At 69.4% G+C, this 12,707-nt stretch carries 13 protein-coding genes; 4 read left to right on the top strand and 9 right to left on the bottom strand.

What is annotated here, in order from left to right; translation table 11 throughout:
* Window positions 1-2: 2 nt before the first annotated feature.
* Window positions 3-320 (bottom strand): cupin domain-containing protein, encoded by a 318-nt coding sequence (locus AAIL17_RS01615; protein WP_424681055.1) that lies wholly within the window; start codon window positions 318-320, stop codon window positions 3-5.
* Entirely contained in the window at window positions 307-1,233 is a 927-nt protein-coding gene (locus AAIL17_RS01610) for a DMT family transporter (RefSeq protein ID WP_424681054.1), read from the bottom strand. Before AAIL17_RS01610 ends, AAIL17_RS01615 begins: the two co-directional genes overlap by 14 nt.
* Before the next feature lie 114 nt (window positions 1,234-1,347).
* Between AAIL17_RS01610 and AAIL17_RS01605 the strand changes: the two genes are divergently transcribed.
* Together AAIL17_RS01605 and acpA are read left to right on the top strand one after the other, a co-directional pair.
* Entirely contained in the window at window positions 1,348-1,845 is a 498-nt protein-coding gene (locus AAIL17_RS01605) for an Lrp/AsnC family transcriptional regulator (protein WP_424681053.1), read from the top strand.
* A 57-nt stretch (window positions 1,846-1,902) separates the two neighbouring features.
* Entirely contained in the window at window positions 1,903-3,591 is a 1,689-nt protein-coding gene (acpA, locus tag AAIL17_RS01600; RefSeq protein ID WP_424681052.1) for an acid phosphatase, read from the top strand.
* A 184-nt stretch (window positions 3,592-3,775) separates the two neighbouring features.
* On the opposite strand, the gene AAIL17_RS01595 is transcribed toward acpA, so the two are convergent.
* From AAIL17_RS01595 to AAIL17_RS01570, 6 genes are all read right to left on the bottom strand, one after another.
* The gene (locus AAIL17_RS01595; RefSeq protein WP_424681051.1) at window positions 3,776-4,522 is read right to left on the bottom strand and encodes a class I SAM-dependent methyltransferase; all 747 of its coding nucleotides are present in this window, start codon (window positions 4,520-4,522) and stop codon (window positions 3,776-3,778) included.
* A gap of 91 nt (window positions 4,523-4,613) precedes the next feature.
* Window positions 4,614-5,147 carry a pseudouridine synthase gene (locus tag AAIL17_RS01590; protein ID WP_424681050.1) on the bottom strand — a complete coding sequence of 178 codons (534 nt, stop codon included), beginning with the start codon at window positions 5,145-5,147 and terminating at the stop codon, window positions 4,614-4,616.
* Between the two features lies 1 nt (window position 5,148).
* Complete coding sequence (locus tag AAIL17_RS01585) at window positions 5,149-6,027, bottom strand: class I SAM-dependent methyltransferase (protein ID WP_424681049.1); 879 nt, start codon at window positions 6,025-6,027, stop codon at window positions 5,149-5,151.
* Between the two features lie 31 nt (window positions 6,028-6,058).
* Complete coding sequence (locus AAIL17_RS01580; protein WP_424681048.1) at window positions 6,059-6,721, bottom strand: NYN domain-containing protein; 663 nt, start codon at window positions 6,719-6,721, stop codon at window positions 6,059-6,061.
* A gap of 209 nt (window positions 6,722-6,930) precedes the next feature.
* Window positions 6,931-8,043: an S-(hydroxymethyl)glutathione dehydrogenase/class III alcohol dehydrogenase gene (locus AAIL17_RS01575; RefSeq protein WP_424681047.1), complete on the bottom strand. Its 1,113-nt coding sequence runs from the start codon at window positions 8,041-8,043 to the stop codon at window positions 6,931-6,933.
* 64 nt (window positions 8,044-8,107) lie between these two features.
* The gene (locus AAIL17_RS01570) at window positions 8,108-9,028 is read right to left on the bottom strand and encodes a LysR substrate-binding domain-containing protein (RefSeq protein WP_424681046.1); all 921 of its coding nucleotides are present in this window, start codon (window positions 9,026-9,028) and stop codon (window positions 8,108-8,110) included.
* 105 nt (window positions 9,029-9,133) lie between these two features.
* Here AAIL17_RS01570 and AAIL17_RS01565 point away from each other — a divergent pair, with 105 nt between their 5' ends.
* On the top strand, window positions 9,134-9,307 hold the full coding sequence (locus AAIL17_RS01565; RefSeq protein WP_424681045.1) for a hypothetical protein: 174 nt from the start codon (window positions 9,134-9,136) through the stop codon (window positions 9,305-9,307).
* 154 nt (window positions 9,308-9,461) lie between these two features.
* Window positions 9,462-10,415 carry an aldo/keto reductase gene (locus AAIL17_RS01560; RefSeq protein WP_424681044.1) on the top strand — a complete coding sequence of 318 codons (954 nt, stop codon included), beginning with the start codon at window positions 9,462-9,464 and terminating at the stop codon, window positions 10,413-10,415.
* A 51-nt stretch (window positions 10,416-10,466) separates the two neighbouring features.
* Here AAIL17_RS01560 and AAIL17_RS01555 read toward each other — a convergent pair whose 3' ends face one another.
* The gene (locus AAIL17_RS01555; RefSeq protein WP_424681043.1) at window positions 10,467-12,698 is read right to left on the bottom strand and encodes an NADP-dependent isocitrate dehydrogenase; all 2,232 of its coding nucleotides are present in this window, start codon (window positions 12,696-12,698) and stop codon (window positions 10,467-10,469) included.
* Window positions 12,699-12,707 lie beyond the last annotated feature (9 nt).

The following is a 12,707-nucleotide window of genomic DNA, read 5'->3' as shown; positions in this document are numbered from 1 at the left end:
CTTCAGGTGTCCAGGATCAGCAGGGTGCCGGTGCTGCCTTCGTCGACCGCGTGCGCGATGCCGGCCGGCACCAGGCAGAGCTCGCCCGCGCACACGCGCACGGCGCGGCCGGCAATGCGCAGGCGCAGTTCGCCGTCGATCACGATCAGCGCCTCGGCGTAATCGTGCACTTCTTCCGGCGAGGCCGCGCCATCCATCCGCGTGAGCTTCACCCGGGCCTCGCCGACGCGACCCAGCAACCGCGACTGCCAGGCCGCGGGCAACTGCGCGCCCATGGCGGACAGCGGCAGCACCTCGACGGCCGGTTCAGCCGTGTTCACAGGGCTTGGCCTCCATCGCCACCGGCCGGGACGGCGCCGCGGCACGTCGGCGCGCATTGGCCAGCACCACGCCGCCGACGGTCACCGCGCCGCCGACCAGCGTCAGCAGGCCCGGCCGCTCGCCCAGCCAGACCCAGCCGATCAGCACCGCGATCGGCGGCGAGAAGTAGATGAAGCTGGACACCTGCGAGGCCGAGCTGCGATGGATGGCGATGTTCCAGGCGATGTAGCCGATGAAGGTCGGCGCCAGCCCCAGCCACAGCAGCGCACCGATGCGCGGCCACGGCGCCGCGGCCAGCGCCTGTGGCAGGTGCACAGCGAACGGCAGGGCGCCGAGCGTGCCGGCGAAGAAAGTGAAGGCGGTGACGCCGAACACGCTCGAGCGCGCGAACAGCGGCTTCTGCCCGACGAAGTAGATCGCCGAGGCGACCACGCTGACCAGCACCAGCGCCGCCATCGGCTCGAACTTCACCTGCTTGCCGCTGGCCAGCACCACCATCACCACGCCGACCAGCGCCACGCCCAGGCCGGCCAGCGTGCGCAGCGGCAGCCGCTCACGCAGCCACAGCGCGGACAGCGCGGCGGTGGCCGCCGGCACCAGCGAGATCAGGATTGCCGCGGTCCCGCTGGCAATGCGCGTTTCGGCGTAGTTGAGCGCCATGTGGTAGACGGTCAGGCCGATCACGCCCAGCAGCGCCACCTGCATCCAGTCGCGCCGGGCCGGCAGCGCCGGGCGCTTGGCCAGCAGCCACAGCGCGAAACACAGCGAACCGATGCCCAGCCGCGCGAACGCCACCTCGCCGGGGGTGAACGCCGGCAGGGCGTAGGCGATCGCCGCGTAGGCGCTCGACCAGGTGACCAGGGCGACGCCGATCAGGGCCAGCGTCCGCCCGTCCAGGCGGGGGGTATCCATGGGGGAATCCGGTGCGGGGAAGTGCGCATCCTAGTGGCGGTGCGGGCACGCAGGAATGATGCATCCGGTCCAAAATGCCATGCTTCGCCACCGAACGAATCGGGAATCCCCATCATGGCCTTCGTATCGAAACCGGAACTGGACGAGCGCGACTGGCGGCTGCTCGAAGCGCTGCAGCAGGACGCACGGCAGGGCTACGCGGAGCTGGGCCGGCAGGTCGGCCTGTCGGCGCCGGCCGTGGCCGAGCGGGTCCGCCGGCTGGAGGACGCCGGCGTGATCGCCGGCTACCGCGCGGTCATCGATCCGAAACGTCTGGGCTACAGCATCGACGCCATGGTCCGCCTGCGTTGCGACGGCGGCGTGTGCTCGCGCATCGGCGTGCTGGTGGCCGACGTGCCCGAGGTGCTCGAATGCCGCCGCCTGGCCGGCGAGGATTCGGCGCTGCTGCACGTGGTCGCGTTGTCGGTGGCGCACCTGGAGACGGTGCTCGACCGCCTGCTGAAGATCCACCCCAGCGTGAGCACCACCACGCTAGTGGTGCTGCAGACGCCGCATGCCAACCGGCCGTTGACGCGGTCGATGTGGCAGGCGGCGCATGCGATGGAAGGCTGAGACCCGGCTTGCCGGATGCCGGCATACTCACGGCTTTGACGCCAGGGAACCCGAACGATGTCCGACCTCCCGCTGCCCCCCGACACCGACGACCAACCCTCCGATCCGCAACGCCGCCGCCTGCTCGGCGGCCTGGCCGCGGCGGGCGCGGGCCTCGCGCTCGGCGGCGCCGGCGCCGAAGCCATCGCCGGCGCGAAGCCGGTTCCGGCCTCGACGACGAAGCTGGACGCCCTGCTGCGCGAGCGCATCCAGCGCGTGGTGGTGATCTACGCCGAGAACCGCAGCTTCAACAACCTGTTCGCCAACTTCCCCGGCGTGGCCGAGCCGCTGTCCGCGCTCAAGCCCGAGCAGTACCGCCAGCGCGACCGCGACGGCACGCTGCTGAAGACGCTGCCGGCGATATGGCACGGTGTCGCGCCGCACGAGCAGGTGGTCAACCACCGCAAGTACGTAGTGCGCCAGGAGGACCTGAGCGGCCTGCCCAACGCGCCGTGGGCGCTGCGCACCGGCGGCGGCGATCCGCTGCCGCAGGGCGTGGTCACGCGCGACCTGTGGCACCGCTTCTACGAGAACCAGCGCCAGATCAACGGCGGCAGGAACGACGGCTTCGTGGCCTGGGGCGACTCGGGCGCGCTGGTGATGGGCTATTACGGCGACAACGCGGCCAACCTCAGGCTGTGGCAGCTGGCGCGCCAGTACACCCTGTGCGACCACTTCTTCATGGGCGCCTTCGGCGGCTCGTTCCTCAACCACCAGTACCTCGTCGCCGCGCAGCCGCCGTACTACCCGCATGCCGACGCGAGCCCGGCGCGCTTCAACATCGCCCAGACGGTCAGCGGCGAGGCCACCGACATCCGCCTGAAGATGGCCCACGACTCGCCCGCCAGCGCGATGCAGGGCAAGCCCGAGGCGCTGGCGCCCAGCTCGCTCACGCCGGATTTCTGGGCGGTCAACACGATGGGGCCGCCGTACTCGCCGGGCTTCTCCAAGGATCCGAACGATCCGAAGCATGCCGACCCCAACAGCGCCAACACGCTGGTGTCGCAGAAGCACGCGACCATCGGCGACGTGCTTTCCGAGGCGGGCGTCGACTGGGCCTGGTACGCCGGCGGCTGGAAGCTGGCGCTGGAGGGCAAGGGCGACGGCGACCAGGCCGAGTTCCCGCAGCGGCCCAACTTCCAGCCGCACCACCAGCCGCTCAACTACTTCGCCGCCTACGCGCCGGGCACCGCCGCGCGCGAGAAGCACCTGCGCGACGCCGGCGTCGGCGAGACGGCCGAGACCAATCACTTCCTCGCCGCGATCGCCACCAACACGCTGCCGACGGTCAGCTTCTACAAGCCGCAGGGCGATCTCAACATGCACGCCGGCTACTCCGACGTGGACGCCGGCGACCGCCACATCATGACCGTAGTCGAAGCGCTGCAGCAGTCGCCCGCCTGGCCCGGCCTGCTGGTGATCATCACGGTCGACGAAAACGGCGGCTGGTGGGATCACGTGGCACCACCCAAGGGCGACCGCTGGGGACCGGGCTCGCGCATCCCGGCGGTGATCGTGTCGGCGCATGCGAAGAAGGGCCACGTCGACCATACGATCTACGACACCGGCTCGATCGCCCGCTTCCTGACCCGCCGCTTCGGCCTGCGCAAGCTGCCGGGGCTGACCCTGCGCGAGGAGGCGATGCGCGCCGCCGGCGGCCCGCCGCCCGGCGACCTGACCGCTGCGCTGGATTTCGACGCGGCGTGAGTTTGAACCTCCTCTCTTTTCCAGGGAGAGGACCAAACAAGCGCGGCCCGATTGGTGCCTCCGGCGGACGCCTCGATGTTGTTTGGTTATTGGCCCTTGCCGGGCCCTTCCGCGAGTCCCGAATTCTCACCCCAAGCCCTCTCCTGCAGGGGAGAAGGCGCTGAAGGCGGCGCGTCGAGGACGATCAGGCGATGCGGCCGACGCGGGTGAAGAAAGGCCAGCGCACGGCGCGCACCTGGCCAGGATCGCCCCAGGCGCGTGCCAGGTCCGCAGCGGCCGCCTCCACCGGATCGACACCCGTGCGCCTGGCGTACCGCTGCGTGGCCGACCAGGAGCGCAGGTAGGCGAGGAACTGCGCCAGGTTCCATTGCGCCTGCATGGCGAAGCTGGGCGCGGCCACGGCTTCGAACGGAAACGGCAGCTCGCGGTAGCCGCTGTCGACCAGCGCCCGCTCGGGCGGCCAGTCACCGCCGAGCGTGTCGGCGTAGAGCGTCCACTCGACGGCATCCACCGCGCGGTCCACGCTGCAGTTGCCGTAGGCCGACACCGCCAGCAGCGCGCCCGGCCGGGCGACCCGGCGCACCTCGGCATGGAAGGCGTCCAGGTCGAACCAGTGCAGTGCCTGCGACACGCAGACCAGGCTCGCACTTGCGCCGGCGAGGCTGCTGCGCTCGGCCGGCTCCACGCGGTAGTCGATCGACGGATGTGCCGTCGCCTGCGCGATCTGCGTGGCGCTCGGATCGGTCGCCACCACGCGATGGAAATATGCGGCCAGGCCGATGCTGGCCTGGCCGTTGCCGCAACCGGCATCCCAGGCCAGCGCGTGGTCGGGCGCCTGGCCGGCGAGCCAGGCGAACCAGTCCGCCGGCGGCAGGGGGCGCGCGTCGCGATAGAGCGTGGCGTGGCCGGAAAAGTGGTCTTTGAAGTCCATGCGGCGGGGCCGTGCGTGGCAAAGCGACATTATCCGCCGCACGCCGCGCACGCGCTTCGGGACGGAATGCGCGGTCGCATCCGATGGATGCCTACAGCAGGCGGCGCGACTCGCCCGGGGCAAGGCCGTCCAGCGCGTATTCGCCGATGCGCACGCGGATCAGCCGCAAGGTGGGGAAACCGACGGCCGCGGTCATGCGCCGGACCTGGCGGTTGCGCCCCTCGCGCAAGGTGATCGTGAGCCAGCTGGTCGGGATCGCCTTGCGGAAGCGCACCGGCGGATCGCGCGGCCACAGCCAGCCCGGTTCGGCGGCGTGTTCGGCGCCCGCCGGCAGGGTGGGGCCGTCGTTGAGCGTGACGCCGCTGCGCAGGGCGGCGATCGCCTCGTCGGTGACCGCGCCGTCCACCTGCACCAGGTAGGTCTTGGGTTGCTTGTGCCGCGGATCGGTCAGCCTGTGCGCGAGGCGACCGTCGTCGGTGAGCAGCAGCAGGCCTTCACTGTCGTGGTCCAGCCGTCCGGCCGGATAGACGTCCGTTTCGCGCACGTAGCCGGCCAGCGTCGGCCGGCTGCCGTCGCCAGAGAACTGGCAGAGCACGCCATAGGGCTTGTTGAGCGCGATCAGCACGTCATGGCGCGGAGGCCGCGTGCGCGGGCGCCTCCGGCTTGACGAAGCGCAGCGTCATGCGGTCGGACTCGCCGATCGCCAGGTACTTCGCCTTGTCCTGGTCGCCCAACGCGAGCGTGGGTGGCAGCGTCCACACGCCCTTGGGATGGTCGTGGTCGTCCTTCGGGTTGGCGTTGATCTCGCTGCGCCCATCCAGCACGAAGCCGGCGTCGGTGGCGAGCTTGACCACGTAGTCGACCGGCAGGTAGCCGCTGTCCCTGACCTCGTCCAGCGTGGCGCCGGCGTCGGCACGATGGTCGACCACGCCGAGCACGCCACCGGGCTTGAGCACGCTGTAGAACGCCTTGAACATCGCCGGCGCGCTGCCGTCCATCGCCCAGTTGTGCACGTTGCGGAAGGTCAGCACGCGGTCGGCCGACGCCGGCGCACCGAACACCGGCGCCTTGGGGTCGAAGGTCACGATCGAGGCTGCACCGAACTGCGCCGGATGCGCGGCGAACAGCTTGCGCAGGGCGCTGTCGTCAGCGCGCGCCTCGCTGTCCGCCGAGGGCTGCTTTTCCGCGGCCACGTAATGGCCGTTGTCGTGCAGCAGCGGCGCCAGGATCTGCGCGTACCAGCCGCCGCCCGGGGTGATTTCGATCACCGTCTGGTCCGGCCGCAATTCGAAGAATTCCAGCGTTTCCTTCGGGTGGCGGTACGTGTCGCGCGCGCGCTGGTCGGCCGGACGCCAGTCGCCGGCAACCACCTGGTCCAGTTGCGCGGCGGTGTAGTCGCTGGCGCTGGTCGGCGGCACCAGCGCGTCGGTGGGCTGGTCCTGCGCGAGCGCAGGCATCGCCAGCAGGCCGGCGAGGCAGAAGGTGGAAAGCCGCAGGGTCTTCATCGTGATCTCCATGGCCACGGGTGACGATTGTTCAGAAGGGTCGCGGGCAGACCGACTGCAGGCCGTCGATGTGCTCGTGCAGGTCCGGGGCTATACCCTGCCACATCGGGTCGAGAATGAAGTCGATGCCCTCGTAGCGGGCCAGCTTGGCCGCCGGAATGAAATCCGCATCGCCGGCGACCAGCACGATCTGGTCGACCAGCTTCTTGTAGGTGAGCGCGGCGATGTCGATGCCGATCTTCATGTCGACCTGGGTCTGGCGCATGTCCGGTTCGAAATGCTCGTCGCCCAGATCCTCCCACGCCAGGGTGCCCTCGCGCAGCTGCTGATAGGCATGGAACTTCAGCTTCCACTCGCCGCGCTCGGCCAGCCGGCCGAGCCGCAGCGCCATCTTGCGCTGGCGACGCAACTGGTCGTGCAGTTCGCGGCGGAACGTCGCCGCGCCGGTGCGCGAGAAATCCACCGCCTCGCCGCTGAGCGGGCGCACCAGCACCTTCTCCAGCGGCGGGCAGTCGTAGAAAAAGATGCGATACAGCGCCTCGCGCGGGCGGTCCAGCGCCTTCAGGTGCTCCAGTGCCATGCCGAACACAGTCTTGGCCACGGTGCGCGCATCGCCGGCATCGCGTTCGCCCCACACCTTGCGGTAGCGGGCAAGGAAGAAGGCGCCGTCGACCAGGATGGCGGTGCGTTGCATGGGAGCCTCGGGTGCGTGGGTGCCGGGGAAGGCGCGCGCATTCTAGCGGAGGAATCCGGCGCCGAGCCTTCCCCCGCGAACGCGGGGGAAGGTGCCGACAGGCGGATGGGGGCCGCTTTTGGCGGGATGTGCGGGCAAGTCTTCCGCAAGGCCTCCCCCCATCCGCCCTTCGGGCACCTTCCCCCGTGAACGGGGGAAGGATCAACGTCTCAGTAGCGGATCACCGAGCGGATCACTCGGCCCTCGTGCATGGCGTCGAACGCCTCGTTGATGCGTTCCAGCGGCAGCTCCTGGCTGACCATCTCGTCGATGCGGATCTCGCCGGCCAGGTAGCGATCCACGTAGCCGGGCAGCTGCGAGCGGCCCTTGACGCCACCGAAGGCCGAGCCGCGCCACACCCGCCCGGTCACCAGCTGGAACGGCCGCGTGCGGATTTCCTGGCCGGCACCGGCCACGCCGATGATGATCGATTCCCCCCAGCCCTTGTGGCAGCACTCCAGCGCCGAGCGCATCACGTCGACATTGCCGATGCACTCGAACGAATAGTCCACGCCGCCGCCGGTGAGCTCGACGATCACCTGCTGGATCGGCGTGTCCGGATGATCCTTCGGATTGACGCAGTCGGTGGCGCCTAACAGCCGCGCCATCTCGAACTTCGACGGATTGGTGTCGACCACCACGATGCGCCCGGCCTTGGCCATCACCGCGCCCTGCACCACCGACAGGCCGATGCCGCCCAGCCCGAACACCGCCACGCTGGCGCCCGGCTCCACCCTGGCGGTGTTGAGCACCGCGCCGATGCCGGTGGTGATGCCGCAGCCGAGCAGGCAGACCTTTTCCAGCGGCGCGGCCTTGTCGATTTTCGCCACCGCGATCTCGGGCAGCACCGTGTACTCGCTGAAGGTGCTGGTGCCCATGTAGTGGCGGATCATCTGGCCGCCCTTGGAAAACCGCGAGGTGCCGTCGGGCATCAGCCCCTGGCCCTGGGTGGCGCGGATGCGCTGGCACAGGTTGGTCTTGCCCGAGCGGCAGTATTCGCAGGTGCCGCACTCGGGCGTGTACAGCGGGATGACGTGGTCGCCCACGGCCAATGTGGTCACGCCCTCGCCGACTTCCTCGACGATGCCGCCGCCCTCGTGGCCGAGGATCGCCGGGAACAGGCCCTCCGGATCGGCGCCGGAGAGGGTGAAGGCGTCGGTGTGGCAGACGCCGGTGGCGACGATGCGCACCAGCACCTCGCCGGCCTTCGGGCCGGCTACCTCCACCTCTTCGATCGACAGCGGCTTGCCTGCTTCCCAGGCGACGGCGGCACGGGATTTCATGGTGTTCTCCAATACGGTCGGCGACCGCCGATGATGACGCCTGCGGCCGCGCGGCGATAGCCGATCAGCCGGCGGCAGCGGCCTCCTTCCAGGCAACCGGCAACTGCCGGCAGTAGTCGTCGGCCTCGGCCAGCAGCCATTGGCGGAAGGCCTGCATGCCGCGATGCTCCAGCGACCGCGGCGGGTACACCAGCCAGTACGCCTCCGCCACCGGCATGTAGTCGTCGCCGAGCATCTGCAGCCGGCCGGCGTCGATCAGCGACTTGGAGGTCACCATCCGCCCCAGGCCTACGCCCAGCCCCTCAAGCGCCGCATGGCGCAGGGCATCCAGGCTGTCGAACTGGGCCACGTAGCGTTTCGGCCGCGTGCCGCCGTGGCGGTCGAACCAGTCGTTCCAGCGCGTGGAAGGCGGCGGTTCGCCGAGCAGCGGCCAGCGCGACAGGTCGCGAGGATCCGTCCCATCCATCCGTTCCACCAGTTCGGGCGCGGCCACCGGTGCGATCCATTCGCCGAACAGCCGCTCGCAGTGCAGTCCGTCCCAGTTGCCGCGGCCGTAGCGCAGGGCGACGTCCACCGGCTCGCGCTCGAAATTCACCAGCGTCGACGCCGACTGCAGGCTCAGCTCCAGCTCCGGATGCGCGGCCACCAGCCGCGGCAGGCGCGGCACCAGCCAGCTCGACATGATGCCGGGGCTGGCGCTGAGCGTGAGCGCATCATGGTGGCGCGTGCTGAACGCCGCGAGCGCATGTTCGATGCCGTCGAAATGCCCGCCGACCGCTTCGAGCAGGCTGCAGCCCTCGACGGTCAGCGTCACGCCGCGCGGCCCGCGCTCGAACAGGCGCCGCTCCAGGCGTTCCTCAAGCTGGCGCATCTGGTGGCTGAGCGCACTGACGGTCAGGTTCGCCTGCGCCGCCGCACGCGACAGGTTGCCTTGTCGGGCGACCAGCACGAACTGCTGCAACAAGCCGAGCGGCAATTTTCCCATCTTGAATATTCCTCAAGCTTGGCTTGCGAATATATCGCTTTTTGGCGGACCGGCCGCGGCGTAACTTGAGCACACCCCAAGGCAACACCCCCACCGGAGGTTCCCATGAAACCGCTCTGGAAGCAGTTGCTGTACCTGCATGGCCACGCCCTGCCCACCCACGAACTGCGCTGGCGCGAGGATGCACCGGCGACGCGCGGTCGCCGCTCACCGGCCGCGCGGCCGGTGGCGCCGATGCTGCGCTGGCGCGAGGTGCTGCGCGCGGCGCTGCTGCCCTGATCTTCATGGCCCGCCCCTGCGCGCAGGGGTGGGCCGGGGCACACGTCCCGCCTCTGCGAATTCCACGTGGGAAGAGCCCACGCAAGCGGCCCGCTTGATTCCTGCCTGGCGCGTTTCCATCTGAAGGAATGATGCGTCCATCCAAGGAATCTCCATGTCACTACGCCCGCTAGGCCGCTCTCCGCTCGCCATTGCCCCGCTCGCCTTCGGCGGCAACGTGTTCGGCTGGAGCGTGGACGAGAAGCGCTCGTTCGAACTGCTCGACGTCTTCGTCGATGCCGGCTTCAACCTCGTCGACACGGCGGACGTCTATTCGGCCTGGGTGACGGGCAACCGCGGCGGCGAATCGGAAACGATCATCGGCAAATGGCTCAAGGCCAGCGGCAAGCGCGACCGGGTGGTGATCGCCACCAAGGTGGCCAAGTGGGCCGAGCAGCCGGGCCTGTCGCCGGTGAACATCCAGCAGGCCGTGGAAGGCTCGCTCAGGCGCCTGCAGGTCGACTGCATCGACCTGTACCAGGCGCACGAGGACGATGCCTCCGTTCCGCTGGCCGAGACGCTGGGCGCATTCGGACGACTGATCGAGCAGGGCAAGGTGCGTGCGATCGGCGCCTCCAACTACGGTGCCGACCGCTTTGCGGAGGCACTGAGGGTATCGGCCGCGCACGGCCTGCCGCGCTACGAGTCGCTGCAGCCGGAGTACAACCTGGTGCGGCGCACCGGCTACGAACGCGAACTGGAACCGTTGGTGCGGCGCGAACAGGTCGGCGTGATCAGCTACTACGCGCTGGCCAGCGGCTTCCTCTCCGGCAAGTACCGCAGCGAGGGGGACCTGGCCAAGAGCCGCGCCCGCGGCGCCGGCGTCCGCAAGTATCTCGACCCGCGCGGACTGGGCATCCTTGATACGCTGGACCGCGTCGCCGTCGGCCACCACGCCACGCCGGCGCAGGTCGCACTGGCCTGGCTGATCGCCCGGCCCGGTCTCACCGCGCCGATCGCCAGCGCCACCAGCATCGAGCAGCTCGAGGAGCTGCTGGGCGCGGTGAAGCTGGCGCTTGCGCCGGACGAGATCGCATTGCTCGACCGCGCCAGCGCCGAGCCGGCCTGACGCGACGACTCCACAGGAAAGCGAAGGGCGCCGCGTGGCGCCCTTCGTGTCTCAAGCCTTCAGCGTCGCCAGCGCGTCGTTGAAGGTCCTGCTCGGCCGCATCGCCGCGCCCGTGCGGGCGAGGTCCGGATGGTAGTAGCCGCCGATGTCCACCGCCTTGCCCTGGGCACCGTTGAGCTCGCCCACGATGGTGACCTCGTTGTCGGCCAGCGCCTTGGCCAGCAGCGCAAAGGTGGCCTTCAATTGCGCGTCCTCGTCCTGCGCGGCGAGCGCCTGCGCCCAGTACAGCGCGAGGTAGAAATGGCTGCCGCGGTTGTCCAGTTCGCCGACCTTGCGCGCGGGCGACTTGTTGTTGTCCAGGATCTTGCCGTTGGCCGCGTCCAGCGCCCTGGCCAGCACGCCGGCGCGCTTGTTGCCGTAGGTGTCGGCCAGGTGCTCGAAGGAGGCGGCCAGCGCCAGGAACTCGCCCAGCGAATCCCAGCGCAGGTAATCCTCTTCCAGGAACTGCTGTACGTGCTTGGGCGCCGAGCCGCCGGCGCCGGTCTCGAACAGCCCGCCGCCGGCCATCAGCGGCACGATCGAGAGCATCTTGGCGCTGGTGCCCAGCTCCATGATCGGGAACAGGTCGGTGAGGTAGTCGCGCAGCACATTGCCGGTGACCGAGATGGTGTCCTGGCCCTTGCGGATGCGCTCCAGCGAAAATGCCATCGCCTCGACCGGCGACAGGATGCGGATGTCCAGCCCGCTCGTGTCGTGGTCCTTGAGGTAGCGCTCGACCTTGGCGATCAGCTGCGCGTCGTGGCCGCGTGCGGGATCGAGCCAGAACACCGCCGGCGTGCCGGAGAGGCGCGCGCGGGTGACGGCGAGCTTGACCCAGTCCTGGATCGGCGCGTCGCGGGTCTCGCACATGCGCCAGATGTCGCCGGCCTCGACCGCATGCTCGAACACGATGCGGCCGTCCTGGTCGGTCACCCGCACGCTGCCGTCGGCGGCGACCTGGAAGGTCTTGTCGTGCGAGCCGTACTCCTCGGCCTTCTGCGCCATCAGGCCCACGTTGGGCACCGAACCCATCGTCGCCGGATCGAACGCGCCGTGCGCCTTGCAGTCCTCGACCACCGCCTGGTAGATGCCGGCGTAGCTGCGGTCGGGGATCAGCGCGAGGGTATCCTGCAGTTCACCCTTGGCGTTCCACATCTTGCCCGAGTCGCGGATCATCGCCGGCATCGAGGCGTCGACGATCACGTCGCTGGGCACGTGCAGGTTGGTGATGCCCTTGTCGGAGTTGACCATCGCCAGCGCCGGGCGCTTGGCATATTCGGCCTCGATGTCGGCCTTGATCGCCGCCTGCGTGCCCTCGGGCAGCTGGCCCAGCCGCGCGTAGAGATCGCCGATGCCGTTGTTGGCGTCGAAGCCGACCTGCCTGAGCGCGTCGGCGTGCTTGTCCAGCACGTCCTTGTAGAACTCGCGCACCACCACGCCGAACATGATCGGGTCGGAGACCTTCATCATGGTCGCCTTCAGGTGCAGCGAGAACAGCACGCCTGCCGTCCTGGCGTCGGCGATCGCCTGGTCGACGAATTTGGCCAGCGCGACGCGGCTCATCACCGCCGCATCGACGATCTCGCCGGCCTGCACCGCGACCTTCTCCTTCAGCACGGTGGCGCTGCCGTCCTTCGCCAGCAGCTCGATCTTCAGGCTGCCGGCCTTGTCCAACGTGGCCGACCGTTCGGAACCGTAGAAATCGCCGGCGTCCATGTGCGCCACGCGGGTCTTCGAATCGGCGCTCCACTTGCCCATCCGGTGCGGGTGCTTGCGCGCGTAGTTCTTCACCGACGGCGGCGCGCGGCGATCGGAATTGCCCTCGCGCAGCACCGGGTTCACCGCGCTGCCCTTGATCTTGTCGTAGCGCGCCTTGGCGTTCCATTCGCCAGTGTCCTTCGGCTCGTCCGGGTAGTCCGGCAGCGCGTAGCCCTGTGCCTGCAGCTCCTTGATCGCGGCCTTCATCTGCGGCACCGAGGCGCTGATGTTGGGCAGCTTGATGATGTTGGCTTCCGGCGTGGTGGCCAGCTGGCCGAGCTCGGCCAGGTCGTCGGGAACCTGCTGCTCGTCCTTCAGGTGTTCGGGAAACTGCGAGAGGATGCGCCCGGCCAACGAGATGTCGCGCGTCTCCACACCGACGCCGGCAGTGCGCGCGAACGCTTCGACGATCGGCAGCAGTGACTGGGTGGCCAGGAACGGCGCTTCGTCGGTCAGCGTGTAGATGATGGTCGGGCTCTGGGACACTTCGGCAAC

The sequence above is a fragment of the Frateuria sp. YIM B11624 genome, assembly GCF_049727805.1.
GTDB lineage: Bacteria > Pseudomonadota > Gammaproteobacteria > Xanthomonadales > Rhodanobacteraceae > Frateuria_A.
This window is presented reverse-complemented; position numbering and strand designations above follow the sequence as displayed.